General features: G+C 51.2%; 24 protein-coding genes, 1 tRNA gene and 1 pseudogene. 17 read left to right on the top strand and 9 right to left on the bottom strand.

Going from position 1 to position 25,769, the window contains the following annotated elements; translation table 11 throughout:
- From ypdF to ptsP, 3 genes are read left to right on the top strand one after another with little or no spacing between them, the layout of a single operon-like run.
- The gene (ypdF, locus tag A31E_RS10765; RefSeq protein WP_016249032.1) at nt 1-1,086 is read left to right on the top strand and encodes an aminopeptidase; all 1,086 of its coding nucleotides are present in this window, start codon (nt 1-3) and stop codon (nt 1,084-1,086) included.
- On the top strand, nt 1,086-2,123 hold the full coding sequence (ypdE, locus tag A31E_RS10770) for an aminopeptidase (RefSeq protein WP_001516815.1): 1,038 nt from the start codon (nt 1,086-1,088) through the stop codon (nt 2,121-2,123). Before ypdF ends, ypdE begins: the two co-directional genes overlap by 1 nt.
- 24 nt (nt 2,124-2,147) lie before the next feature.
- On the top strand, nt 2,148-4,643 hold the full coding sequence (gene ptsP, locus A31E_RS10775; protein ID WP_016249031.1) for a phosphoenolpyruvate--protein phosphotransferase: 2,496 nt from the start codon (nt 2,148-2,150) through the stop codon (nt 4,641-4,643).
- Between the two features lie 2 nt (nt 4,644-4,645).
- Here ptsP and A31E_RS0122815 read toward each other — a convergent pair.
- The 3 genes and pseudogenes from A31E_RS0122815 to ypdA all read right to left on the bottom strand — a co-directional run bounded on the left by A31E_RS0122815 (nt 4,646) and on the right by ypdA (nt 7,955).
- Nucleotides 4,646-5,495, bottom strand: a pseudogene (locus A31E_RS0122815) (helix-turn-helix transcriptional regulator).
- Between the two features lie 13 nt (nt 5,496-5,508).
- Nucleotides 5,509-6,243, bottom strand: a complete 735-nt coding sequence (gene ypdB / locus A31E_RS10780) for a two-component system response regulator YpdB (protein ID WP_001516812.1) — start codon at nt 6,241-6,243, stop codon at nt 5,509-5,511.
- 14 nt (nt 6,244-6,257) lie between these two features.
- Nucleotides 6,258-7,955: a two-component system sensor histidine kinase YpdA gene (gene ypdA / locus A31E_RS10785; protein ID WP_000544386.1), complete on the bottom strand. Its 1,698-nt coding sequence runs from the start codon at nt 7,953-7,955 to the stop codon at nt 6,258-6,260.
- Nucleotides 7,956-8,006: 51 nt separating this feature from the next.
- Here ypdA and A31E_RS26245 point away from each other — a divergent pair, with 51 nt between their 5' ends.
- Entirely contained in the window at nt 8,007-8,228 is a 222-nt protein-coding gene (locus A31E_RS26245) for a hypothetical protein (RefSeq protein ID WP_071985588.1), read from the top strand.
- 103 nt (nt 8,229-8,331) lie between these two features.
- A complete protein-coding gene (gene alaC, locus A31E_RS10790) occupies nt 8,332-9,570 on the top strand; it encodes an alanine transaminase (protein WP_000785926.1) in 1,239 nt (412 codons plus the stop codon).
- Nucleotides 9,571-9,633: 63 nt separating this feature from the next.
- On the opposite strand, the gene ypdK is transcribed toward alaC, so the two are convergent.
- Nucleotides 9,634-9,705 carry a membrane protein YpdK gene (ypdK, locus tag A31E_RS25355; protein ID WP_010723117.1) on the bottom strand — a complete coding sequence of 24 codons (72 nt, stop codon included), beginning with the start codon at nt 9,703-9,705 and terminating at the stop codon, nt 9,634-9,636.
- Nucleotides 9,706-10,060: 355 nt separating this feature from the next.
- Nucleotides 10,061-10,981, bottom strand: coding sequence for a kdo(2)-lipid IV(A) palmitoleoyltransferase (gene lpxP / locus A31E_RS10795; protein ID WP_000484419.1), 921 nt, complete (start codon nt 10,979-10,981; stop codon nt 10,061-10,063).
- Nucleotides 10,982-11,366: 385 nt separating this feature from the next.
- Here lpxP and A31E_RS10800 point away from each other — a divergent pair, with 385 nt between their 5' ends.
- Nucleotides 11,367-11,609, top strand: a complete 243-nt coding sequence (locus A31E_RS10800; protein ID WP_000639873.1) for a YfdY family protein — start codon at nt 11,367-11,369, stop codon at nt 11,607-11,609.
- Between the two features lie 13 nt (nt 11,610-11,622).
- Here A31E_RS10800 and A31E_RS10805 read toward each other — a convergent pair.
- A tRNA-Arg gene (locus tag A31E_RS10805) sits at nt 11,623-11,697 on the bottom strand.
- A 75-nt stretch (nt 11,698-11,772) separates the two neighbouring features.
- A complete protein-coding gene (locus tag A31E_RS10810; RefSeq protein ID WP_016249028.1) occupies nt 11,773-12,705 on the bottom strand; it encodes a formate/nitrite transporter family protein in 933 nt (310 codons plus the stop codon).
- A 302-nt stretch (nt 12,706-13,007) separates the two neighbouring features.
- Between A31E_RS10810 and mlaA the strand changes: the two genes are divergently transcribed.
- A complete protein-coding gene (gene mlaA / locus A31E_RS10815; protein WP_000776778.1) occupies nt 13,008-13,763 on the top strand; it encodes a phospholipid-binding lipoprotein MlaA in 756 nt (251 codons plus the stop codon).
- Nucleotides 13,764-13,824: 61 nt separating this feature from the next.
- On the opposite strand, the gene fadL is transcribed toward mlaA, so the two are convergent.
- A complete protein-coding gene (fadL, locus tag A31E_RS10820; RefSeq protein WP_001516804.1) occupies nt 13,825-15,165 on the bottom strand; it encodes a long-chain fatty acid transporter FadL in 1,341 nt (446 codons plus the stop codon).
- A gap of 371 nt (nt 15,166-15,536) precedes the next feature.
- Here fadL and A31E_RS10825 point away from each other — a divergent pair, with 371 nt between their 5' ends.
- The 4 genes from A31E_RS10825 (at nt 15,537) to sixA (ending at nt 20,145) form a co-directional block, all read left to right on the top strand.
- Nucleotides 15,537-15,821, top strand: coding sequence for a YfcZ/YiiS family protein (locus A31E_RS10825; RefSeq protein WP_001296261.1), 285 nt, complete (start codon nt 15,537-15,539; stop codon nt 15,819-15,821).
- Nucleotides 15,822-16,002: 181 nt separating this feature from the next.
- Complete coding sequence (fadI, locus tag A31E_RS10830) at nt 16,003-17,313, top strand: acetyl-CoA C-acyltransferase FadI (protein WP_001516803.1); 1,311 nt, start codon at nt 16,003-16,005, stop codon at nt 17,311-17,313.
- Nucleotides 17,313-19,457 carry a fatty acid oxidation complex subunit alpha FadJ gene (fadJ, locus tag A31E_RS10835; protein ID WP_001516802.1) on the top strand — a complete coding sequence of 715 codons (2,145 nt, stop codon included), beginning with the start codon at nt 17,313-17,315 and terminating at the stop codon, nt 19,455-19,457. Before fadI ends, fadJ begins: the two co-directional genes overlap by 1 nt.
- 202 nt (nt 19,458-19,659) lie before the next feature.
- Entirely contained in the window at nt 19,660-20,145 is a 486-nt protein-coding gene (sixA, locus tag A31E_RS10840; protein ID WP_001195823.1) for a phosphohistidine phosphatase SixA, read from the top strand.
- A 68-nt stretch (nt 20,146-20,213) separates the two neighbouring features.
- Here the strand turns inward: sixA and smrB are convergent, their stop codons facing one another.
- Complete coding sequence (gene smrB / locus A31E_RS10845; RefSeq protein WP_000730816.1) at nt 20,214-20,765, bottom strand: endonuclease SmrB; 552 nt, start codon at nt 20,763-20,765, stop codon at nt 20,214-20,216.
- A 165-nt stretch (nt 20,766-20,930) separates the two neighbouring features.
- Here smrB and prmB point away from each other — a divergent pair, with 165 nt between their 5' ends.
- From prmB to A31E_RS10875, 6 genes are all read left to right on the top strand, one after another.
- Complete coding sequence (prmB, locus tag A31E_RS10850) at nt 20,931-21,863, top strand: 50S ribosomal protein L3 N(5)-glutamine methyltransferase (RefSeq protein WP_001516801.1); 933 nt, start codon at nt 20,931-20,933, stop codon at nt 21,861-21,863.
- A gap of 236 nt (nt 21,864-22,099) precedes the next feature.
- Entirely contained in the window at nt 22,100-23,185 is a 1,086-nt protein-coding gene (gene aroC / locus A31E_RS10855) for a chorismate synthase (RefSeq protein ID WP_016249027.1), read from the top strand.
- Between the two features lie 3 nt (nt 23,186-23,188).
- Nucleotides 23,189-24,013 carry a penicillin-insensitive murein endopeptidase gene (gene mepA / locus A31E_RS10860; protein WP_016249026.1) on the top strand — a complete coding sequence of 275 codons (825 nt, stop codon included), beginning with the start codon at nt 23,189-23,191 and terminating at the stop codon, nt 24,011-24,013.
- A complete protein-coding gene (locus tag A31E_RS10865) occupies nt 24,013-24,822 on the top strand; it encodes a sulfite exporter TauE/SafE family protein (RefSeq protein ID WP_000447350.1) in 810 nt (269 codons plus the stop codon). The genes mepA and A31E_RS10865 overlap by 1 nt, the downstream gene beginning before the upstream one ends.
- On the top strand, nt 24,822-25,370 hold the full coding sequence (gene epmC, locus A31E_RS10870; RefSeq protein ID WP_001089254.1) for an elongation factor P hydroxylase: 549 nt from the start codon (nt 24,822-24,824) through the stop codon (nt 25,368-25,370). The genes A31E_RS10865 and epmC overlap by 1 nt, the downstream gene beginning before the upstream one ends.
- Before the next feature lie 32 nt (nt 25,371-25,402).
- Nucleotides 25,403-25,681 (top strand): YfcL family protein, encoded by a 279-nt coding sequence (locus tag A31E_RS10875; RefSeq protein ID WP_000559761.1) that lies wholly within the window; start codon nt 25,403-25,405, stop codon nt 25,679-25,681.
- Nucleotides 25,682-25,769: the final 88 nt, after the last annotated feature.

The following is a 25,769-nucleotide window of genomic DNA, read 5'->3' as shown; positions in this document are numbered from 1 at the left end:
ATGACATTACTCGCTTCGCTGCGCGACTGGCTTGCGGAACAACAGCTTGATGCGGTGCTTCTCTCTTCACGGCAGAACAAGCAGCCACATCTGGGACTCTCCACCGGATCAGGCTATGTGGTGATTAGCCGTGAGAGCGCGCACATTCTGGTGGACTCACGCTATTACGCGGATGTGGAAGCCCGTGCGCAAGGCTACCAGCTACATTTACTCGATGCGGCGCAGACGCTTGCAACCATCGTCAATCAGCTCATTGCCGATGAGCAACTGCAAACGCTTGGTTTTGAAAGCCAGCAGGTGAGTTGGGAAAGCGCACATCGCTGGCAGACTGAACTCAATGCAACGTTGGTCAGCGCCACGCCGGACGTACTGCGGCAAATCAAAATGCCGGAGGAGGTAGAGAAAATCCGCCTCGCCTGTGGGATTGCCGATCGCGGTGCGCAACATATCCGCCGGTTTATACAGGCGGGGATGAGCGAGCGTGAGATAGCCGCTGAACTGGAGTGGTTTATGCGCCAGCAGGGCGCGGAAAAAGCCTCTTTTGACACCATTGTTGCCAGTGGCTGGCGTGGGGCGCTACCGCACGGCAAGGCCAGCGACAAGATTGTTGCCGCGGGCGAGTTTGTCACTCTCGATTTCGGTGCGCTGTATCAGGGCTACTGTTCTGATATGACGCGCACCTTTCTGGTGAATGGCGAAGGGGTGAGCGCCGAATCTCACCCGCTGTTTAACGTGTATCAGATTGTCCTGCAGGCGCAACTGGCTGCAATCTCTGCGATTCGCCCCGGTGTGCGTTGTCAGCAGGTTGACGACGCCGCGCGTCGGGTGATTACCGAGGCTGGTTATGGCGAGTATTTCGGTCATAACACCGGTCACGCCATCGGTATTGAAGTGCATGAAGATCCGCGCTTTTCACCGCGGGACAGCACGATGCTCCTGCCAGGTATGTTACTGACCGTGGAGCCGGGGATTTATTTGCCAGGGCAAGGGGGCGTGCGCATCGAAGATGTCGTGCTGGTTACCCCGCAAGGCGCAGAAGTGCTGTACGCCATGCCGAAAACAGTGTTGCTCACGGGAGAGGCATAATGGATTTATCGCTATTAAAAGCGTTGAGCGAGGCAGATGCGATCGCCTCCTCGGAACAGGAAGTGCGGCAGATCCTGCTGGAGGAAGCGGATCGCCTGCAAAAAAAGGTCCGTTTTGATGGTCTGGGATCGGTGCTGATCCGCCTCAATGAATCGACAGGTCCGAAGGTGATGATCTGCGCGCATATGGACGAAGTGGGATTTATGGTACGCAGCATCTCCTGTGAGGGTGCTATCGACGTGCTGCCGGTTGGTAATGTGCGCATGGCCGCCCGCCAGCTTCAGCCGGTGCGGATCACCACCCGTGAAGAATGCAAAATTCCAGGCCTGCTCGATGGCGAAAGGCAGGGAAATGACGTTAGCGCAATGCGCGTGGACATTGGCGCACGTTCTTATGACGAAGTCATGCAGGCGGGAGTTCGTCCGGGCGATCGCGTCACCTTCGATACCACTTTTCAGGTTCTCCCTCACCAGCGGGTAATGGGCAAAGCCTTTGATGACCGCCTCGGTTGCTACCTGCTGGTGACTTTACTGCGCGAGCTGCACGACGCCGAACTCCCTGTGGAAGTCTGGCTGGTGGCCAGTTCCAGCGAAGAGGTTGGCTTACGCGGCGGGCAAACCGCCACCCGCGCAGTGTCGCCGGACGTCGCCATTGTGCTGGATACCGCCTGCTGGGCGAAAAACTTTGATTATGGCGCGGCTAACCATCGCCAGATTGGTAACGGCCCGATGCTGGTGTTAAGTGATAAATCGCTGATTGCGCCGCCAAAATTCATCGCGTGGATTGAAAGCGTGGCGGCAGAAATTGGTGTGCCGTTGCAGGCGGATATGCTCAGCAACGGCGGCACGGACGGTGGAGCGATTCACTTAACCGGCACAGGCATACCCACAGTGGTGATGGGCCCTGCCACCCGCCACGGCCATTGTGCCGCGTCGATTGCCGATTGCCGCGACATTTTGCAAATGCAGCAACTTTTATCTGCACTTATTCAACGTATTACGCGTGAGACCGTTGTTCAACTGACGGATTTCAGATGATCTCCTGATTAACCCGGAGCGGTTATGTTAACGATTCAATTTCTTTGCCCTTTGCCTAACGGTCTTCATGCTCGCCCGGCGTGGGAACTTAAAGAACAGTGCAGCCAGTGGCAAAGTGCAGTGACCTTCATCAACCATCGCCAGAATGCGAAGGCCGATGCAAAAAGCTCGCTGGCACTGATTGGCACCGGAACCTTATTTAATGACAGTTGCAGCCTGAACATTAGCGGCAGCGATGAAGAGCAGGCGCGGCGCGTGCTGGAAGAATATATCCAGGTGCGCTTTATCGACAGCGACAGCGTCCAGCCGACGCAGGCAGAGCTGATGGCACATCCGTTACCGCGTTCATTAAGCCGCCTGAATCCAGATTTGTTGTATGGAAATGTGCTGGCGAGCGGTATCGGCGTTGGTACACTGACCTTATTACAGAGCGATAATCTCGACAGTTATCGCGCGATCCCCGCCTGCGCACAAGATTCCACCCGACTGGAACACAGCCTGGCAACGCTTGCCGAGCAACTGAACCAGCAACTGCGTGAGCGTGACGGCGAAAGCAAAACTATTCTCAGCGCCCATTTGTCACTGATTCAGGATGACGAGTTTTCAGGCAATATCCGTCGGCTGATGGCTGAACAGCATCAGGGGCTGGGCGCGGCGATCATCAGTAATATGGAACAGGTTTGCGACAAACTTTCTGCCTCTGCCAGCGATTACCTGCGTGAGCGGGTCAGCGATATCCGCGATATCAGCGAACAGTTGTTGCATATCACCTGGCCGGAGCTGAAGCCACGCAATAATCTGGAGCTTGAAAAACCGACCATTCTGGTTGCTGAGGATTTAACGCCAAGCCAGTTTTTGAGCCTTGATCTAAAAAATCTCGCGGGCATGATTCTGGAGAAAACCGGGCGCACCTCGCATACCCTGATTCTGGCACGTGCTTCGATGATCCCCGTTCTTAGCGGCCTGCCGCTGGATGCGATAGCACGCTATGCCGGACAACCGGCGGTGCTTGATGCCCAGTGCGGCGTGCTGGCGATTAATCCTGATGACGCGGTGAGTGGTTATTACCAGGTGGCACAGACGCTGGCGGATAAACGTCAGCAGCAACAAGCACTTGCCGCTGCGCAACAGGCGTACTCCCGCGATCACAAGCGTATTGATATTGCTGCGAATATTGGCACTGCTCTGGAAGCACCAGGCGCGTTTGCTAACGGCGCGGAAGGCGTCGGGCTGTTCCGTACCGAAATGCTGTATATGGATCGCGATAGTGCGCCGGACGAGCAGGAACAGTTTGAAGCCTACCAGCAGGTGTTACTGGCAGCGGGCGAAAAGCCGATTATCTTCCGTACGATGGACATCGGCGGCGATAAAAGCATTCCTTACCTCAACATTCCCCAGGAAGAGAACCCGTTCCTCGGCTATCGTGCGGTACGTATTTACCCGGAATTTGCTGGTCTGTTCCGCACTCAACTGCGGGCTATTTTGCGTGCTGCCAGTTTTGGCAACGCTCAGTTGATGATCCCAATGGTGCACAGCCTCGATCAGATCTTATGGGTAAAGAGTGAGATCCAGAAGGCAATCGTTGAGCTTAAACGCGATGGCCTGCGCCATGCAGAATCGATCCCGCTTGGGATCATGGTGGAAGTGCCGTCGGTGTGTTACATCATCGACCACTTCTGTGATGAGGTCGATTTCTTCAGTATCGGCTCCAACGATATGACCCAGTATTTGTATGCGGTCGATCGTAATAATCCGCGCGTATCGCCGCTGTATAACCCGATTACGCCATCGTTCCTGCGCATGTTGCGGCAGATCATTACCACTGCGCATCAGCGGGGCAAATGGGTGGGAATTTGCGGGGAGCTGGGTGGCGAAAGCCGCTATCTGCCGCTACTGCTTGGGCTGGGTCTGGATGAGTTAAGTATGAGTAGCCCACGCATTCCGGCGGTGAAAAACCAGCTTCGGCAACTGGATAGCGAGGCGTGTCAGGAACTGGCGCGTCAGGCGTGCGAGTGCCGCAGCGCGCAGGAAATTGAAGCGTTACTCACTGCGTTTACACCGCAAGAAGACGTTCGTCCGCTGCTGGCGCTGGAGAATATCTTCGTTGATCAGACTTTTAGCAATAAAGAGCAGGCTATTCAGTTCCTGTGCGGCAACCTTGGCGTTAACGGGCGTACTGAGCATCCGTTCGAGCTGGAAGAAGATGTCTGGCAGCGTGAGGAGATTGTCACCACTGGCGTTGGTTTTGGCGTGGCGATCCCGCACACCAAATCTCAGTGGATCCGCCATTCCAGTATCAGTATTGCCCGCCTGGTGAAACCTGTCGACTGGCAGTCAGAGATGGGTGATGTCGAACTGGTGATCATGTTGACGCTGGGCGCTAGCGAAGGAATGAACCATGTGAAAGTCTTTTCGCAACTGGCGCGCAAACTGGTGAATAAAAACTTCCGCCAATCGCTGTTTGCCGCCAAAGATGCTCAAAGTATTCTGACACTGCTCGAAACAGAGCTAACTTTTTAAGTTTAGCCCTGAAAACGGGCGCTGTACTCTCCTGGCGTCAGACCAAACTGACGCCGGAAGACGCGACAAAAATAGTCGCTATCCGGAAAGCCGCAGCGTTGTGCTACTTCATGAATTGACAGGTGGTATTTCTGCAAAATCATCCTCGCCTTCGCCATCCGCACCCAACGCACATATTCGATAAATCGCATCGTCCCATGCAGCGCAAACAGTTTTGACAGGTGATTTGGCGTGATATTAAAAAACTGCGCCACATTCTCGCGGGTGAGCATAATTATCCTGAACCCAGTTACAAATGCTGTGATAGAGAAAATCGCCGCGCGGCTGCGAATGACCCGGCGGCATATTTACCACGTTGCGGCAAAGATGCAGCAAACTGAGTACCAACGGTTGAATGATATTCTGCTCCAGCGGCGAACGGCTGAGATGGGTGAGGGCGGTGAGTATTGCTTCACCTTCACCGCGTTGCAGGCTGGGAAGCTGGAGCTGGCGAACCGGATGTAACAGTGTGGTGGTGCGGCTATCGTAAAACGACAACCCCAGCCATGTTGGTGCAAACACCAGGCTTAACAACATAACAGGTTTGTTGTTGACCGGTAAATTAGCCGCGCGCGCCGGAATAAACAGTATTTCCCCTTCCACCATGCGTTGCTGTTTTGCTGCCAGTTGATTGCCGTATTCGCCGCGCAGCACAATATCCAGCCGGGGGAAATCAATACATAAACTGCCCACCGGCAACGAGGCGGGCTGGCTGGCAAACCAGACGCGCCCCAGTCGCTGTGGGTTAAGCACCAGGCCGCTGAACAGATCTGCGAAAAATTGTTGATCGGCGGGCAAGCCTGTTGCTTTCATGGATATCCCCGATTTATAGATGCATTAATTGTCTGAATTCTTTAACTTTGCTGCGGCTGACAGGCACTTCAAAATCCAGATCTTTCAGTCGTAGAATGTAGGTGTTATTAAACCACGGTTCGATTTCGCGGATTTTGTTCAGATTGACACAAAATGAGCGATGGCAGCGGAAAAAATGCGACGGCGGCAATTTGCTGCAAAACTCGGTGATGTTCATCGGCATCACGTAGGATTCACGCCGCGTATAGACAAAGGTCATTTTTTCGTGCGCTTCGGCGTAATAGATATCATTAATTGGCGTGACGATAATTCGCTCATCTTTCACCAGATTAATGGTGTCATTCTCACGCGTTACTGTTACCGCAGGCGTACTGCTGGTTTGCTGTTGCTGCCAGGCCGCTTCCAGTTTTTGTAGCATCCCGGTGATGCGTGATTCCTGATACGGTTTGAGAATGTAGTCAAACGCCTCCAGTTCAAACGCTTCTACCGCATGTTCTTTCCACGCGGTGATAAACACAATAAACGGTTTATGGGCGAACTGGCTGATGTTTTGCGCCAGCAGCACGCCATCCAGCGACGGAATATTGATATCCAGAAAAATGGCGTCGACGCGGTTATGTTGCAAAAACTTCAACACGTCCAGACCGTCGTCAAAGGTGCCGACAATCTCCATCTGGCTATGCTCTTTAATTAGCCAGCTCAGTTCCTGTTGCGCCAGGAATTCGTCTTCAACAATGATGACTTTCACAATATCACTCCGGCTCAAAGCAATAACGTAGCCTGTGAGGCGACAGGGGTGCGTTGGTTAGGAATGTAAAACGCAATTTCCGTTCCGGGTTCCAGACGGCGGATATGCAGCCCCTCGCCATACAATAACTTCACGCGATGATGCACATTCAACAGGCCTATTTTATTACCTGGCATTTCGTTCGCTTCGACTCGTTCAATCACTTGTGGATCGATGCCATGCCCGGTATCTCTGACCGCAATGCGGACCCGATTACCGCACTCTGCGACGCTAATAGTTACAACACCTTTTCCTTTACAGGGTTGAATGCCGTGGACAATGGCGTTCTCCACCAACGGCTGAATCAGCAGGCTGGGAATACAGCAATTCACCTCTTCATCAATATCATAGATAACCGTCAGCTTGTCACCAAAGCGGGCCTGCTCAATGGCGATATAGTCTTTGATTTGATATAGCTCTTTTTTAATATCGATTTGCTCATCGTCTTTTAATTCAATGTTATAGCGCAGATAACGCGACAGATTAAAGATCAACTGGCGAGCGGTATCTGGATTCAGACGAATCGATGAGGAGATTGCGTTCAGTGCGTTAAACAGGAAATGGGGATTAATTTTACTTTGCAGGGCGCGAAGCTCTGCCTTATTTGCCATTTCACGTAACTGCTCGGCACGGGAAACCTCCAGTTGGGTGGAGATAATTTGCGACAGTCCTACCGCCATCTCCTGTAATGAGGACGTAATCTGGTGCGCGTGGCAGTAGTAAATTTTCAGCGTTCCGGTCACAACGCCTTTCTCCCACAATGGGATCACCAGCATCGAGTGGATTTCCGGTGTGCGGTGGGCTTCATCATTGTTTTTAATGATGATTTTCCCATAATTCATCGCCTGACGCGTCGTTGGGCTAATGAAGTCATCGCCATTCTGGTAGTTATGCTCGCCCACACCGACATAGGCCAGCACATGCTCGGTATTGGTAATTGCCACCGCGTCGGCGTGAATGTCGTCACGGATAATTTCACAGACTTTACGTAACGATTCGCTATTCACGTGACGAAACAGCGGCAGGGTTTTATTGGCAATATCCAGCGCCAGCTTGGCCTGCCGCGCAGCGCTGGCCTCTTTTTCGCCTTCAACGCTTTGCACCAGCAGTACAATAAAGCCGATACAGACACTGCCGAGGATCATCGGAATCCCGATTTTGGAGACGATATCCAGCCCCAGCTCGGTGGTTGGTGCCCAGACAATCACCAGAATCATGGTTAGTGTTTCGCAGAGCATACCGCCCAGAATACCGACGCGCCAACGCTGCGCTTTGGGGATTTTCAGGTTAATCCAGCCAGAAATACAGCCCGCCAGAATACTGGTGATAAAGCAGGGGATCGCCGTCACGCCTCCAATATCAATAAGATAGCGGTGAATCCCGGCTATTACGCCGGTAATGATGCCCACCCACGGGCCAAATAAAATCCCGCCTGACATTACCGCAATAATACGCACGTTAACCAGCGAGCCTTCCACCGGCACGCCGGACCAGGTGCTGAACAGGGCGAACAACGAGAAAATGGCGGTAACGGCAAGCAACTCTTTTGGTGAGTGCGCCGACTTGTGTAACAACTCGCGAAACAGGCGGATACGAATAAGGAAGAACAGGCAGATAAGCATTAACGCTGCCCGATCGAAGACCGCCAGCAGCATGTTGAATATTTCGTGCACGGGTAACTCTGGATAAGGATTAAACCTCTATGATAGGTAACCTGAGGGCTGATGACCAGCAGACCATTTTTGAGGAAAAACCACAAATTTAAAAGGGGATTGTCAGGTAAATGGTGCATTGGCAATACATATCTTGATAATGCACATCAGGTTGGTAAATTTATTGAAATTATAATGTTAATTAATGTGGTGGTGTTTTCTTGGGAAAAGGTGAGAATTTCCTGTTTTATTACGGATGTTCCTCTTTTATGGCAGCAAAAATTTTTTTGCTAAAACGCTCGACAGACAGATTTTATTCAGGCTATTTTCAAAACAGCCACCTATCGTGGTAGCGTCGCTCGGACGGTCCGGGCGCTCACGTTAATCTGAGGAAATTATGGCTGACACTCGCCCTGAACGTCGCTTTACGCGTATTGATCGTCTCCCGCCTTACGTTTTTAACATTACCGCTGAACTGAAAATGGCTGCGCGTCGGCGCGGCGAAGATATTATCGATTTCAGTATGGGTAACCCTGACGGCGCAACTCCGCCGCATATTGTTGAAAAGTTATGCACTGTAGCACAGCGCCCGGATACGCACGGTTACTCCACTTCACGCGGCATTCCACGGTTACGTCGCGCCATTTCTCGCTGGTATCAGGATCGCTACGACGTTGAAATCGACCCGGAATCAGAAGCCATCGTCACCATTGGCTCGAAAGAGGGGCTGGCGCACCTGATGCTGGCGACGCTGGATCACGGTGACACGGTGCTGGTGCCTAATCCCAGCTACCCGATTCATATCTACGGTGCGGTGATTGCCGGGGCGCAGGTACGTTCAGTACCGCTGGTGGAGGGTGTTGATTTTTTCAATGAACTGGAACGTGCTATTCGCGAGAGTTATCCGAAACCGAAGATGATGATCCTCGGCTTCCCGTCGAACCCAACCGCGCAATGTGTGGAACTGGAGTTCTTCGAAAAGGTTGTTGCGCTGGCGAAACGCTACGATGTGCTGGTGGTTCATGACCTGGCTTATGCCGATATCGTCTACGATGGCTGGAAAGCGCCGTCAATTATGCAGGTTCCGGGCGCACGCGACGTAGCGGTCGAGTTCTTTACGCTGTCGAAAAGTTACAACATGGCAGGCTGGCGTATCGGCTTTATGGTTGGCAACAAAACGCTGGTCAGCGCGTTGGCACGCATCAAAAGCTATCACGATTACGGCACCTTTACACCGTTGCAGGTGGCGGCTATTGCGGCGCTGGAAGGCGATCAGCAGTGTGTGCGCGACATTGCCGAACAGTATAAGCGCCGTCGCGATGTGCTGGTAAAAGGGCTGCATGAAGCGGGCTGGATGGTCGAAATACCGAAAGCCTCAATGTATGTTTGGGCAAAAATCCCGGAACCATATGCAGCGATGGGCTCTCTGGAATTTGCCAAAAAGCTGCTCAATGAAGCGAAGGTTTGCGTCTCGCCGGGTATCGGTTTTGGTGACTACGGTGACACCCATGTACGCTTTGCGTTAATTGAAAACCGTGACCGCATTCGTCAGGCTGTCAGAGGTATCAAAGCAATGTTCCGCGCTGATGGCTTACTGCCAGCCAGCAGTAAACATATTCACGAAAACGGCGAATAAATGTATTCTCAGAAAAGCAAACAGGAGCCAGACGGCTCCTGTTTTTCATTGCACAGTTTGCTTTTAGATCATCAGGGCAAAAGTACCGGCCCAAACGATGACCATAAAAGAAATGCCCATAAAGAAATATTTCACTTTACATCTCTCCGCGTAATTACTGTTACGCCTGAATGACTTCACTACATCTGGTACAGTGAGTTGACACCGGGCAAAACGACCTTAAAAGTCCTCAGCTTTGCCGTGGGCATCATCCCAGAATTCTGAGCTGATTTGCTCGAGACGGCGCTAATGTACGCCTAAAACTAAATTGAAACAAGTGGCATTTTCTTATTTACTTTTAGTAACTTACGAGTGTCTCATATCGACGACAGTTTAATTTCTGCCAGTAATAATTCACGATTTAGCGAAGGGAAAAGCCTTAAGAAAAAAGCCATAAAAACCATTGAGTTATTGTGGCTAATTTGAAGAGGGAAAGAGAACGGGTCGTTTGTTAAACGTATAACGACGCTTCACCCACCGGACGTGTTTTGAAGCGGCGGTGGATCCAGAGATATTGCTCCGGTGCACGCATAATCTCTTTCTCAATAACCTTGTTCATATAAGCGGCAGCCTGACATTCATCAGTCGGGTAACCTTCCATTTCTGGGGTGATATACAAACGGTATCCGCTGTAATCGGCTTTTCGAACCATTGTCACAGTCAACATGGCGGAACCTGAAAGGCGAGACAATACGTAGGTGCCATTGGTTGTTGCGACATTTTCTACCGCAAAGAACGGGGCGAAGGAGCTACCCTTACGACCATAATCCTGGTCGGGGGCAAACCATACGGCTTCACCTTTTTTCAAAGCGCCGACAATACCGCGCAGATTATTTCTGCCGATCATCGCTTTGTTAGAGCGCATGCGACCACGAGTCTGCACCCATTCCATCAACTGGTTATTATGCGGACGATAAGTTGCCATCATTGGCTGGCAAAGTCCCATTACGCGGCCACCCAGTTCCAGCGACATAAAATGTACGCCGACGACCATTACGCCACGATTTTGCATTTGTGCGCGTTGCAGGTTATCCAGGCCTTCGACATCAAACCACTTACGCACGCGACGATCGGGCCAGAACCACGCCATTCCGGTTTCAACCAGCGCCATACCAAGCGAGCGAAAGTTTTCGGCAATGATCTTCTCGCGTTCTTCAGAAGAATGCTGCGGGAAACAAAGTTCAAGGTTTTTACGCGCGATGGATTCGCGACGTTTCAGAAATGGTCTGGCCATCGTGCCGATACGTGTGCCAAGAAAGCACAGAACAGGATAAGGAAGTTGTACCCAAAGCCAGAGTACGCCAAGACCAAACCACGTGAGCCAGTAGCGAGGATGGAGAAACTCGCGGGAAAATTTGCGTTGTGGAAACATAGTTACCTTCTGTAGATACTAATTGTTGTATCGCAGAAGATTCCATGTCGACAGCGGTACACTCAATATATTAGGCCATCATGTACGACAATGGTTCCTGTAAAGAGTGTAAAGACTAGCCAGGACAAAACCACGAGGAGCATGAATGCGGTACTTCTACTGTAACACTGGCAGATCGTTTTCAGCCACTTTTTATTAATCATGCTGAATAAATATTTTTCCACCTGACAAAGAACCGTTTGTAACACCTTGTTTTAACTCCACTGCTGGTCGGGTAAGAGAAGGATGTTGATAAATTGTTGCATAAATTGCAAGTATATAAGGATTGTCTTACTATAAAAGTAACTGAAGTTACAGGTTTTTTAGCACGGCAGGAGGTTGAGCTATGATTTATTTATGGATGTTTCTCGCGCTTTGCATTGTCTGTGTTAGTGGGTATATCGGTCAGGTACTGAATATAGCATCTGCCGTTTCTTCTTTTTTTGGCATGGTGATCCTTGCCGCACTCATTTATTACTTCACTATGTGGTTAACTGGCGGTAATGAGCTGGCAACGGGGATATTTATGTTTCTTGCCCCGGCTTGTGGCTTGATGATCCGCTTTATGGTGGGGTATGGAAGGCGGTAATGAGGGGGAGATATGGTGTCCCCTGCAGGAATCGAACCTGCAATTAGCCCTTAGGAGGGGCTCGTTATATCCATTTAACTAAGAGGACAATGCGGCATGAGTATAACCGCTATTAAACAGCGGAGTAAGTACACCGCCGCTCGATTGCTTAAACCCTCGCCACTTACACCGGGTTTTTATCATTTTTCTTAATAGTTTCCGCACATTCTGCTTTCTGGCGGGCCTCTTCTTTACGCTTGTTACTCATATCGTTGCGGATCTGTGCATGGCTCATTAACGCGAAGATGAAAGTGCCGCCGCAAATATTCCCCGCCAGAGTAGGTAGCGCAAATGGCCAGATGAAATCGCTCCAGTGCAGCGTGCCGTTAAATACCAGATAGAGGATCTCTACAGAGCCCACGACGATGTGGGTGGTGTCACCCAGGGCGATAAGCCACGTCATTAATATAATTACCACAATCTTTGCCGCTCCTGCCGCAGGGAACATCCATACCATTGTGGCTATCAGCCAGCCGGAGATAATCGCGTTGGCAAACATCTCGCTGGGGGTGTTTTTCATTACATCCATGCCGATTTTGACAAACGCATCGCGGGTTTCTTCATTAAAGATAGGCATATACTCAAACGCCCACGCCGCAATACCTGTTCCAAGAATATTACCCAGCAGCACGATGCCCCATAACCGCATCAGTAAGCCGATGTTGCCGATAGTCGGTTTTTGCATTACCGGCAGTACCGCAGTTACGGTATTCTCAGTAAATAATTGCTGGCGTGCCATAATGACGATAATAAAACCAAAGGTATAACCCAGATTCTCCAGCAAAAAACTCCCCGGTACACCTTCCAGTTCGACATGAAATATACCTTTTGCCAGTAGCGAAGCGCCCATCGACAGGCCCGCAGCAATAGCTGACCACAGTAGCGCCATTGCGTCGCGTTCCAGCTCTTTTTCGCCGTCCTGGCGGATATGCTCGTGAATAGCCATCGCTCTGGAGGGGAGTCGGTCTTCATCTATTTCTATTTTTTTCCCGCGTTCTTTTTCTTCACTCTCTACTTCAAGTTCGTCGCTGTGTTTATCTATTTTGTCGTTATCCATGGTGTCGTCTCTTGAATTAGCACGCATAGCTAAAGCGTAGCGGCTTTTTTGCTCGCAACTGGCGGGAGTTACTCTGAAAATGTATAAAAGGCCGCGTTTGCCTTTTTCTGTTTATACGGAATCAAGTAGCCTACAGGGCGGCGATTACCAGGCTATGATCAAATCAGCATTTCAGGGCGTCTGGACATCAGTTGACGTGCTGCTACAATCGCCCACGCCTAAACAGGCGGATACGGTATCGTTCCGTCATGGATGGCAAACTGCATAAGCCATAAAAAGCCATAAAAAACAGGGAGACATTTATGAAGCTTCGCCTGTCGGCGCTTGCTCTGGGAACTACGCTTCTGGTGGGGTGTGCGAGTTCCGGTACAGATCAGCAAGGGCGTTCAGACCCGTTAGAAGGGTTCAACCGCACCATGTACAATTTTAACTTCAATGTGTTAGACCCGTATGTGGTTCGACCGGTAGCTGTCGCCTGGCGTGATTATGTTCCGCAACCGGCGCGTAACGGTTTGAGCAATTTTACCGGCAACCTTGAAGAACCTGCGGTGATGGTTAACTATTTCCTGCAGGGCGACCCTTATCAAGGGATGGTTCACTTTACCCGCTTTTTCCTGAACACCATTTTGGGGATGGGCGGCTTTATTGATGTTGCGGGGATGGCGAATCCGAAACTGCAACGTACTGAACCTCACCGTTTTGGTAGTACGCTCGGTCACTATGGCGTGGGCTATGGGCCGTATGTTCAGTTACCGTTCTACGGTAGTTTCACGCTGCGTGATGACGGCGGTGATATGGCAGATGCTCTTTACCCGGTACTTTCCTGGTTGACCTGGCCGATGTCTGTGGGTAAATGGACGCTTGAAGGGATCGAAACCCGTGCGCAGTTACTGGATTCCGACGGTCTGCTTCGTCAGTCGTCCGATCCTTATATTATGGTTCGCGAGGCTTACTTCCAGCGTCATGATTTCATCGCCAATGGCGGCGAACTCAAACCGCAGGAAAACCCGAACGCGCAAGCGATTCAGGATGATTTAAAAGATATCGATTCTGAATAAGATGCAAATAAAAAAGGTGAGTCGTAAAACTCACCTTTTTTCTTATTAAGCTAACGTGTTATTAGAACGCGTAGTTAAAGTTAGTCCCGAACAGCCAGGCTTTACCTTCAGACTCGAATTGATATGGACCTTCGTTGATCTTCACGCTCTGACCGTGCATATAAGAGACGCCGACATCTACAGAAGCATCTTTATTAAATGCGTAAGTAGTACCTGCGCTCAGCCAGAAACGGTCCTGATCCGGAATGGAGATAGAACGGTTCTGTGCCGGAACTGGGCTGTCATCGAAGGCAATGCCGGTACGGAAGGTCCAGTTATCATCGTAGTAATAAGTTGTACCCAACGCGATGCGGTAAGCATCTTTAAAGCCTTCATGTTTCTGGAACAGCGTGTCGCCACCGGTTGAGGTTGCTTTCAGTTGTTGGAACTGACTCCAACTGGTGTAAGCCAGGCTATAGTGAATCGCCCACTGCGGATCAACACGGTTATAACCAGACACTTCCCACATTTCAGGCAGGTTCAGCGTCAGATAACCCGACTGCGTTGCGCCACCTGTAGCACCAGGCAAACCGAGATTGTAGTTATTCAGGCCAATTGGCAAGTCGCTGCTGTAGTTACCTTTGAAGTCAATTTTTACCTCAGAACGGTAGGTCAACGCGTAGCGGTTGTTTTTATCCAGTTCATACAGGATCCCGGCGTTCCAGCCAAAGCCCCACTGGTTGCCGTTCAGATGAGCAATTTTGGTGTTACTTTCAATATCATTAGCGGCTGCAGCCAGCGCTTGTCCCTGTGGTGTCCGTCCGGCGGGAGATTGCATAATCTGACCAGCAACCAGTTGCCCCAGATCACCTGCAAAACGTTCAATTTTTGCACGAGCATAGACGGCGTTAAGACCAAGACCGAAACTCCAGGCGTTGTTTAAGCGGTAGGCACCGCTTAAATTCATATTCACGGTTTCGAGGTCGGTTGTACCACCGACAGAACCGCCTGCATAAGTGTCATTAAACTCTGTCGCCAGACCATAGTTAGAGGTAATGGAAGCCCCCCAACCAAATTGGTCGTTAATCGGCGCAACAAAGTGTGCGTTCGGAACCCATGCTGTAGGTGCGATGTTATCCGCGTCGAGGCTACGACCAGACGGAGAAGTTCCGCTGATATTCACATCCGGATCAATATAAACCGCACCCGCAGAAAAAGTCGGGCGGTCAAACATGGTAATCAACGCGGGGTTACGGCTGACATTACCAGCATCATCGGCAATAGCGCCTTCCCCTGAATAAGCCCGACCCAGGCCAGAGGAAGAAAATTCGTTTAACTGAAAGCCTGCCGACCAGGCCTGGGTGGAGATAAGTGCCACTGCGACTGCGAGAGCAGACTTTGTAAACAGGGTTTTCTGGCTCATGACCATAACCTCAATAATTTATTTTTATACAAACTATGTTACGTGCTGTAACAGGAGCGCGAAGTGTAGGGGCTGATGTACATCTTAGAAATCAGACCAGTGGCGAGAGTATAGGTCTGACCAGATGGAATGTTGCAAGTATGTTTCTATATTTTTTCAAATATGATCTAAGAAACGCGATCCAGTTGGCAAAATTTGGAGGTGGCGCACTCATTCATCCAGGTGAATTTTGTTTTAGATCATTTTTAAGTGTGATTTCGGTCACTTATCTGATTTTGCAGAATTAACAACTGGAGCAGCACTTTTCAGAAGCGTAAAATATCCGTAACGTTTATCTGGCACCTTGGGTGCACATACAGAGGAAATCAACGATGAGTAAATGTAGTGCTGATGAAACCCCGGTTTGCTGCTGTATGGATGTTGGCACCATTATGGACAACTCCGATTGCACCGCGTCTTACAGCCGCGTGTTTGCAAACCGCGCAGAAGCAGAACAAACGCTGGCGGCGCTGACTGAAAAAGCCCGTAGCGTAGAATCCGAACCATGCAAAATCACCCCGACTTTCACTGAAGAGTCTGACGGTGTTCGCCTGGATATTGATTTCACTTTTGCCTGCGAAGCTGAAATGCTGATTTTCCAGTTGGGTCTGCGTTAATTCCTCTCGGGTACATACGCCCCTGCCAGGTTGTTGGCAGGGGCGTTTTATTTTCTCTTCTTCTTTTCTCTCTGTGTCATAGCTCCCACTTTCCCTTTTCTCCACTTGGCTAAATGTAAAAAAATAGTTAAGACTATGATCAGGTCAGACCACTTTATGTCTTTTTTTACAGGGGAGTGTTATGGGTCAGGTTTTACCGCTGGTTACCCGCCAGGGCGATCGCATCGCCATCGTTAGCGGGTTACGTACGCCTTTTGCTCGCCAGGCAACGGCTTTTCATGGCATTCCCGCTGTTGATTTGGGGAAGATGGTCGTCGGTGAGCTGCTGGCACGTAGTGAGATCCCCGCCGAAGTGATTGAACAACTGGTCTTTGGTCAGGTTGTGCAAATGCCAGAGGCTCCCAATATTGCGCGTGAAATTGTTCTTGGCACTGGAATGAACGTCCATACCGACGCATACAGCGTCAGCCGAGCTTGCGCTACCAGTTTCCAGGCGGTTGCGAACGTGGCCGAAAGCCTGATGGCGGGAACCATCCGCGCCGGTATTGCTGGCGGGGCCGATTCCTCTTCGGTATTGCCAATTGGCGTCAGTAAAAAACTGGCGCGCGTGTTGGTTGATGTCAACAAAGCCCGCACGCTGAGCCAGCGTCTTAAACTCTTCTCCAGCTTGCGTTTGCGTGACTTAATGCCTGTTCCGCCTGCGGTAGCGGAATATTCCACCGGTTTGCGAATGGGCGATACCGCCGAACAAATGGCGAAAACCTACGGTATCACCCGCGAACAGCAAGATGCACTGGCGCACCGTTCGCACCAGCGTGCTGCCCAGGCATGGTCAGAAGGCAAACTCAAAGAAGAGGTGATGACCGCCTTTATCCCTCCTTATAAACAACCCCTCGCGGAAGACAACAATATTCGCGGTAATTCCACGCTTGCTGATTACGCAAAACTGCGTCCGGCATTTGACCGTAAACACGGAACGGTAACTGCGGCGAACAGTACGCCTCTGACCGATGGCGCGGCGGCAGTGATCCTGATGACCGAATCGCGAGCGAAAGAATTAGGGCTGGTGCCGCTGGGATATCTGCGCAGTTACGCGTTTACCGCTATTGATGTCTGGCAGGATATGTTGCTTGGTCCGGCCTGGTCAACGCCGCTGGCGCTGGAGAGAGCAGGCCTGACGATGGCCGATCTGACATTGATTGATATGCATGAAGCATTTGCCGCCCAGACGCTGGCAAATATTCAGTTGCTGGGTAGCGAACGTTTTGCCCGCGATGTGCTGGGGCGTGCACATGCCACTGGCGAAGTGGACGATAGCAAATTTAACGTGCTTGGCGGTTCCATTGCTTATGGTCATCCCTTCGCGGCAACCGGCGCGCGGATGATTACCCAGACATTACACGAACTTCGCCGTCGCGGCGGTGGATTTGGTTTAGTGACCGCCTGTGCCGCAGGTGGACTTGGTGCGGCAATGGTTCTGGAGGCGGAATAATGGAAATGGTATCGGCTTTTACCCTCAATGTACGTCTGGACAATATTGCCGTCATCACCATTGACGTTCCCGGCGAAAGAATGAATACCCTGAAGGCAGAGTTTGCCTCGCAGGTGCGCGCCATTATTAAACAACTCCGCGAAAATAAAGAACTTCGAGGCGTAGTGTTTATCTCCGCTAAACCGGACAACTTTATTGCCGGTGCAGACATCAACATGATTGGCAACTGCAAAACCGCGCAAGAAGCGGAAGCACTGGCGCGGCAGGGCCAACAGTTGATGGCGGAAATTCATGCTTTGCCAGTTCCTGTTATTGCCGCCATTCACGGCGCTTGCCTGGGCGGTGGTCTGGAGCTGGCACTGGCGTGCCACGGTCGTATCTGTACAGACGATCCTAAAACCGTGCTCGGTTTGCCGGAAGTACAACTTGGGTTGTTACCTGGTTCAGGCGGCACCCAGCGTTTACCGCGCCTGATCGGCGTCAGCACAGCACTAGAGATGATCCTCACTGGCAAGCAACTACGGGCAAAGCAGGCGTTAAAGCTGGGGCTGGTGGATGACGTCGTTCCGCATTCTATTTTACTGGAAGCCGCTGTAGAGCTGGCGAAGCAGGAGCGTACAGTTTCTCGGACTCTCCCGATTCGTGAACGAGTGATGGCCGGGCCATTAGGTCGTGCGCTGTTATTCAAAATGGCAGGCAAGAAAACAGAACAGAAAACCCAGGGCAACTACCCGGCGACAGAACGCATTCTTGAGGTTATCGAAACAGGATTAGCGCAGGGCTCCAGTAGCGGTTATGACGCTGAAGCACGGGCCTTTGGTGAACTGGCAATGACATCGCAATCACAGGCTCTGCGTAATATCTTTTTTGCCAGTACCGACGTGAAGAAAGATCCTGGCAGCGATGTTGCCCCCGCCCCATTAAATAGCGTGGGGATATTAGGTGGTGGCTTGATGGGCGGTGGTATTGCTTACGTTACAGCCGGTAAAGCGGGGCTACCTGTAAGAATTAAAGATATCAACGCCCAGGGCATAAATCATGCTTTGAAATACAGTTGGGATCAGTTGGAGGGGAAAGTGCGCCGCCGGCATATCAAAGCCAGTGAACGCGACAAACAATTGGCGCTGATTTCAGGTTCTATGGATTATCACGGTTTTTCCCATCGCGATCTGATTATTGAAGCAGTGTTTGAAAATCTCGAATTAAAACAACAGATGGTGGCGGAAGTGGAGCAAAACTGCGCCCCTCATACAATTTTTGCCTCCAATACCTCATCTTTACCGATTAGCGATATTGCCGCTCACGCCTCACGACCAGGGCAGGTTATCGGCCTGCATTTCTTCAGCCCGGTAGAAAAAATGCCGCTGGTAGAAATCATTCCTCACGCCGGGACATCGGCGCAAACCCTCGCCACCACGGTAAAACTGGCGAAAAAACAGGGCAAAACGCCAATCGTGGTGCAGGATAAAGCCGGATTTTACGTTAATCGCATTCTGGCACCTTACATTAATGAAGCTATCCGCATGTTGACCGAAGGTGAGCGTGTTGAGCACATTGATGCCGCACTGGTTAAATTTGGTTTTCCGGTGGGACCAATCCAACTTTTGGATGAGGTAGGAATCGACACAGGGACTAAAATTATTCCTGTACTGGAAGCAACTTATGGAGAACGTTTTAGTGCGCCTGCAAATGTTGTTTCTTCAATTTTGAACGACGATCGCAAAGGTAGAAAAAATGGCCGGGGTTTCTATCTTTACCGCCAAAAAGGGCGTAAAAGCAAAAAACAGGTTGATCCCGCCATTTACCCGTTGATTGGCGCGCAAGGGCAGGGGCGACTGTCCGCACCGCAGGTTGCTGAACGGTGTGTGATGTTGATGCTGAATGAAGCAGTACGTTGTCTGGACGAGCAGGTTATCCGTAGCGTGCGAGACGGGGATATTGGCGCAGTATTTGGAATTGGTTTTCCGCCATTTCTCGGTGGTCCGTTCCGCTATATCGATTCTCTCGGCGCGGGCGAAGTGGTTGCAATAATGCAACGACTGGCCGCGCAATATGGTTCCCGTTTTACCCCTTGCGAGCGTTTACTTGAGATGAGTGAGCATGGGGAAAGTTTTTGGAAAACAACTGCAACTGACCTGCAATAAGAAGGTCAAAGCTATATGAATCCGCGCTGAATGGTGGAGTACTGGTTAAAATGTAAACGCATATTGACTATACTTACGCCATTGAGGTAAAAAACAGCGTTTCATTCGGTGAATGGATAAGGCACAATGCCGGCCACCGTCTTCTTTCTCTGGTTTCAGATGAAAGAAGACGGGTGAATCTGGTTAACAAAAGCGGTGCAATATGCAAGTTTTTATCATGCGTCACGGCGACGCAGCCCTCGATGCCGCCAGTGATTCGGTTCGTCCTCTGACCACTAACGGTTGTGACGAATCTCGCCTGATGGCGAACTGGCTGAAAGGTCAAAAAGTGGAAGTCGAACGTGTTCTGGTGAGCCCGTTCCTGCGAGCCGAGCAAACTCTGGATGTCGTAGGTGATTGTATGGAACTGCCATCCAGTGTCGAAGTTCTGCCAGAATTGACGCCCTGCGGCGATGTCGGTCTGGTTAGTGCTTATCTTCAGGCATTGACCAACGAGGGAGTCGGGTCGGTACTGGTTATCTCTCACTTACCCTTAGTCGGTTATCTGGTAGCCGAGTTATGTCCGGGCGAAACGCCGCCTATGTTTACCACTTCAGCTATTGCCAGCGTAACGCTTGATGAAAGCGGAAAAGGCGAATTTAACTGGCAGATGAGCCCGTGTAATTTGAAAATGGCAAAAGCGATATAATTACGCAACGTTTATATCGCATATCAACTTTCAGAGAGCCACTTAAGTGGCTCTTGTTGTATTGAATGTCAGGGAAGTTCTGGCGGCAGCCACTCTTCCACTTCAATCAATACCAATAACGCCGCGTCGCCGCCGTACTCTTTTGGTGCCTGGTGAAATGCCATCACATGCGGATGCTGTGCCAGCCACAGTGGTGTTTGTTGCTTCAAAATATGCTTACCGTGCCCATGCATCACACAGGCGCAAAACACATGTTCACGGCGACAGGCGGCAATTAATGCGCCCAGTTCCTGTTTGGCTTGTAGCTGCGTCAGGCCGTGCAAATCAAGAAACAACTCCGGCGAATAATCACCGCGTCGCAGTTTCTTCGCCTCAAAATGACTGACATCCGGGCGGACATATTTAACCGGGCCTTCGGTATTTAATAACGGCTGAAATTCATCAGAGAAATAATGGCTGGCATCAGCCTGCTCCTGAATCAACCGCTTGACCGGCACTTCGCTGACTTTTTTTCGTTGTGGTCGATGGACAATCGTGTCCTGCTTAATCTTGCGAGTACCCGCCATCAACTGGCGAAACAGGGCCTGATCCTCCTCGCTGAGAGTTGTTTTCTTTTTCATCTATGCATCTCTATTTTATTTTTCCTACAGTTTACCCGACTCGTAGCGCAATCGATCGGCCAAAACATAATTTTCCTGCGTCATTGCCGCGTGAATGCTGATTTATCGTCATCTTCATGGCAAACTAGCCGCCGAAATTAATGCGACCATGCCCTGGAGGAATACGTGGATAAAATTTTCGTTGATGAAGCAGTAAATGAACTGCAAACCATTCAGGACATGTTGCGCTGGTCGGTTAGCCGCTTCAGCGCGGCAAATATCTGGTACGGTCATGGCACCGACAACCCGTGGGACGAAGCGGTGCAACTGGTATTGCCGTCGCTCTACCTGCCGCTGGATATTCCGGAAGATATGCGCAACGCCCGCCTGACCTCCAGCGAAAAACACCGTATTGTTGAGCGCGTGATCCGCCGCGTCAACGAGCGCGTTCCGGTTGCCTATCTGACCAACAAAGCCTGGTTCTGCGGCCATGAATTTTACGTCGATGAACGCGTGCTGGTGCCGCGTTCACCGATTGGTGAACTGATCAACAATAAATTTGCCGGACTTATCAGCAAGCAACCGCAACATATTCTGGATATGTGTACCGGTAGTGGCTGCATTGCTATTGCCTGCGCTTATGCCTTCCCGGAAGCGGAAGTCGACGCGGTGGACATCTCTCCCGACGCGCTGGCGGTAGCCGAACAGAACATTGAAGAACATGGTCTGATCCACAACGTCATACCGATTCGTTCCGATCTGTTCCGTGATTTGCCGAAAGTGCAGTACGACCTGATCGTCACCAACCCGCCGTATGTCGATGCGGAAGATATGTCCGACCTGCCAAACGAATACCGTCACGAGCCGGAGCTGGGGCTGGCGTCTGGCACTGATGGCCTGAAACTGACACGTCGCATTCTCGGCAACGCGGCGGATTATCTTGCTGATGATGGTGTACTGATTTGTGAAGTCGGCAACAGCATGGTACATCTGATGGAACAATATCCGGATGTTCCGTTCACCTGGCTGGAGTTTGATAACGGTGGCGATGGTGTGTTTATGCTCACCAAAGCGCAGCTTATTGCGGCACGAGAACATTTTGGTATTTATAAAGATTAAATTTACTCGACATTCTTTAAGTTGCATGTGCTGCGTCTGCGGGTTATTCGGCTCATCCATGGGCCTCCCCCTTTACGGGGCCGCTGCAAGTAGCGTTCAAATCCGCTCCATGCGGATTTGTCGTTCACCCCAGTCACTTACTTCTGTAAGCTCCTGGGGATTCACTCACTTGTCGCCTTCCTGCAACTTGAATTATTTAGAGTAAAAAATGCAAACACAACAATAACGGAGCCGTGATGGCTGGAAACACAATTGGACAACTCTTTCGCGTAACCACCTTCGGTGAATCGCACGGGCTTGCGCTCGGTTGCATCGTCGATGGTGTTCCGCCAGGCATCCCGCTGACGGAAGCAGACCTGCAACACGATCTCGACCGGCGTCGCCCGGGGACATCGCGCTATACCACACAGCGTCGTGAACCGGATCAGGTCAAAATTCTTTCCGGCGTTTTTGAAGGTGTCACCACCGGCACCAGTATTGGCTTGTTGATCGAAAACACCGACCAGCGCTCTCAAGATTACAGCGCAATTAAAGACGTTTTCCGTCCGGGTCATGCTGATTACACCTACGAACAAAAATACGGCCTGCGCGATTATCGCGGCGGCGGACGTTCTTCCGCCCGTGAAACCGCCATGCGCGTTGCGGCTGGAGCAATTGCTAAAAAATATCTCGCCGGAAAATTTGGCATCGAAATTCGCGGCTGCCTGAGCCAGATGGGCGACATTCCACTGGAAATCAAAGACTGGTCGCAAGTTGAACAAAATCCGTTCTTCTGCCCGGACCCGGATAAAATCGACGCGTTAGATGAGTTGATGCGCGCGCTGAAAAAAGAGGGCGACTCCATCGGTGCGAAAGTGACTGTTGTTGCCAGTGGCGTACCTGCCGGACTTGGCGAACCGGTATTTGATCGCCTGGATGCTGACATCGCCCACGCGTTGATGAGCATTAATGCGGTGAAAGGCGTGGAAATTGGCGACGGTTTTGACGTGGTGGCGCTGCGTGGCAGCCAGAACCGCGACGAAATCACCAAAGAAGGTTTTCAGAGCAACCATGCGGGCGGTATTCTCGGTGGTATCAGCAGCGGGCAGCAAATCATTGCCCATATGGCGCTAAAACCGACCTCCAGCATTACCGTGCCTGGGCGTACAATTAACCGCTTTGGCGAAGAAGTTGAGATGATCACCAAAGGCCGTCACGATCCTTGTGTCGGGATCCGCGCGGTGCCGATCGCTGAAGCGATGCTGGCAATCGTTTTGATGGATCACCTGTTACGACAACGGGCGCAAAATGCCGATGTGAAGACTGATATTCCACGCTGGTAAAAAATGAACAAAACTGCGATTGCGCTGCTGGCCCTGTTTGCCAGTAGCACCAGCCTGGCAGCAACGCCGTGGCAAAAAATTACCCAACCTGTGCCGGGTAGCGCACAATCGATAGGCAGTTTTTCCAATGGCTGTATCGTCGGCGCTGACACGCTGCCGATACAGTCCGAACATTATCAGGTGATGCGTACCGATCAGCGTCGCTATTTCGGTCATCCGGATCTGGTGATGTTTATCCAGCGTCTGAGTAGCCAGGTGAACAATCTGGGTATGGGGACGGTGCTGATTGGCGATATGGGGATGCCCGCAGGTGGGCGTTTCAACGGCGGCCACGCCAGCCACCAGACCGGACTGGATGTCGATATCTTCCTGCAACTGCCGAAAACTCGCTGGACCGCCGCGCAACTTTTGCGTCCGCAGGCGCTGGATTTGGTTTCCCGTGATGGCAAGCATGTCGTCCCAACGCTGTGGAAGCCGGAAATTTTCAGTCTGATCAAACTTGCTGCGCAGGACAAAGACGTGACGCGCATTTTTGTTAATCCGGCGATTAAACAACAACTTTGCCTTGATGCAGGCACCGATCGTGACTGGTTGCGGAAAGTGCGACCCTGGTTCCAGCATCGCGCACATATGCATGTACGATTACGTTGTCCTGCCGATAGCCTGGAGTGTGAAGACCAACCTTTACCACCGCCGGGCGATGGTTGCGGGGCAGAACTGCAAAGCTGGTTTGAACCACCAAAACCGGGAACAACAAAGCCTGAGAAGAAGACACCGCCTCCGTTGCCGCCTTCCTGCCAGGCGCTACTGGATGAGCACGTGATCTAATGGAAACGTTTAATAGCCTGTTTATGGTTTCCCCGCTGTTGCTGGGAGTTCTCTTTTTTGTCGCGATACTGGCGGGATTTATCGACTCGATTGCCGGTGGTGGTGGGTTACTCACTATTCCGGCATTGATGGCGGCGGGGATGTCTCCGGCTAACGCGCTGGCAACTAACAAACTGCAAGCCTGCGGTGGCTCTATTTCCGCCACCATCTACTTTATTCGCCGCAAAGTCGTCAGCTTAAGCGATCAGAAACTCAATATCGCCATGACCTTTGTCGGCTCGATGAGCGGCGCACTGCTGGTGCAGTATGTTAAAGCTGATGTGCTGCGGCAAATTTTACCGATTCTGGTGATTTGTATCGGTCTTTATTTCTTACTGATGCCCAAACTGGGAGAAGAAGATCGCCAGCGTCGGATGTATGGGCTGCCATTTGCGCTGGTAGCAGGGGGCTGCGTTGGTTTTTACGACGGATTCTTTGGCCCGGCAGCCGGATCGTTTTACGCACTGGCCTTCGTTACGCTGTGCGGCTTTAACCTCGCCAAAGCCACCGCCCATGCCAAATTACTTAACGCAACGTCAAACATCGGCGGTCTGCTGCTGTTTATTCTCGGCGGCAAAGTGATTTGGGCGACAGGATTCGTGATGCTGGTGGGGCAGTTCCTCGGCGCGCGTATGGGTTCAAGACTGGTGTTGAGCAAAGGACAAAAACTGATCCGCCCGATGATCGTTATCGTCTCGGCGGTGATGAGTGCCAAATTACTTTATGATAGCCATGGACAGGAGATCCTCCACTGGTTGGGGATGAACTAATGAACAGTACACACCACTACAAGCAGTTGATTGAAATTTTTAATAGCTGCTTTGCCGATGAATTTAATACCCGTCTGATTAAAGGCGACGACGAACCGATCTATCTTCCTGCTGATGCGGAAGTTCCATATAACCGAATCGTCTTTGCTCATGGCTTTTACGCCAGTGCTATCCACGAGATTTCGCACTGGTGTATTGCCGGGAAAGCGCGCCGTGAACTGGTTGATTTTGGTTACTGGTATTGCCCTGACGGACGCGATGCCCGGACGCAAAGCCAGTTTGAAGATGTTGAAGTTAAGCCGCAGGCGCTTGACTGGTTGTTCTGCGTGGCGGCGGGATATCCGTTTAACGTCAGTTGCGACAACCTGGAAGGCGACGTCGAACCGGATCGTGTGGTATTCCAACGACGGGTTCATGCGCAGGTGATGGATTATCTGGTGAACGGTATTCCTGAACGTCCGGCACGCTTCATAAAAGCATTACGAAATTATTATCACACGCCGGAACTTACGGCGGAACAGTTCCCGTGGCCGGAAGCGCTCAACTGAAGCCAGCGCCACGTTTACAATGAGGAAAGAAGATGATCGCGGAGTTTGAATCACGCATTCTGGCATTAATCGACGGTATGGTTGACCATGCCAGTGATGATGAGTTGTTTGCCAGTGGGTATTTGCGTGGCCACCTGACGTTAGCCATCGCAGAACTGGAAAGTGGTGATGACCACTCCGCTCAGGCGGTGCATACAACCGTTAGCCAGAGTCTGGAGAAAGCGATTGGTGCGGGTGAATTGTCGCCACGCGATCAGGCGCTGGTGACCGATATGTGGGAACACCTGTTTCAGCAGGCTTCACAGCAGTAAGTTGTGGCGTCTGGAGCACCATGCCTGATGCGACGCTTACCGCGTCTTATCAGGCCTACAGGTCACACGTGGGTCGGATAAGGCGTTC

This window comes from Escherichia sp. KTE159 (genome assembly GCF_000408805.1).
GTDB lineage: Bacteria > Pseudomonadota > Gammaproteobacteria > Enterobacterales > Enterobacteriaceae > Escherichia > Escherichia marmotae.
Note: the sequence above shows the minus strand (reverse complement) of the source record. Positions and strands in the feature narration are given on the sequence as shown.